Here is a 761-nt window from a genome sequence, read left to right as displayed (position 1 = left end):
TTACTGGACTGGCCGATGATCGTTTCTGCCATAATAGTTCTCGACAGTCGTTGGATGCCCTAATAAATCCCCCACTGTCGTGATGCGATACCCTTGCTCTTGCAGATAATCGATCACTTGAGGGACGGCACGAATCGTTTCAGGATAAATATCATGGAATAAAATAATTGCACCATCGTATACTGTTGCTTGGATCTTCTGCAAAATCAAATCAGGATTTCTTGTCTTCCAATCTTCTGAATCGACCGACCATTCGATGATTGGCCGCTGGATAACACTTGCTCCTACACTTGTGATCGAACCATAGGGCGGACGAACGAAAGCGGAGGCCTTACCAGTGGCTTTTTTAATCTCAGTGTCTGTTTTTGTCACTTCCTCCGTAATCGACTGGGCAGAAAGCGTCGCCAGATCCTGATGATTATACGTGTGATTGCCAATCTCGTGTCCTGCTTCTGCTGTCTGCTTCACAATTTCAGGATGTTGCGCCGTATTTTCTCCTAAAACAAAAAAAGTAGCATGCACGTTTTTTTCTTTAAGTATTTGCAACAGCTGTGGTGTTGTGGTCGCTCCTGGTCCATCATCAAAACTGATGGCAATACTTTTGACAGTCGGATCTTGGACAGCTTCTGTACTTTCTTGTGTTGGTTCTGGTTCAGTTGATTGACTTTGTGTTGATTTCACTGATTCTTGAGTGGATTCGTTGACGCTAGCTGTTTCAGTCGACTTGTTTTTATTCGTTGATTGTTCTGATTGTTTGAAAG

Annotated in this window: 1 protein-coding gene; it reads right to left on the bottom strand. The window is 43.5% G+C overall.

Annotated elements, in window-relative coordinates; all coding sequences use genetic code 11:
• On the bottom strand, nucleotides 1–761 hold a 761-nt coding region (locus HMPREF2988_RS08240), incomplete at its 5' end, for a polysaccharide deacetylase family protein (protein WP_070770397.1).

It is taken from the genome of Enterococcus sp. HMSC061C05 (assembly GCF_001814765.1).
Taxonomy (GTDB): Bacteria; Bacillota; Bacilli; order Lactobacillales; family Enterococcaceae; genus Enterococcus_B; species Enterococcus_B lactis.
This window is presented reverse-complemented; position numbering and strand designations above follow the sequence as displayed.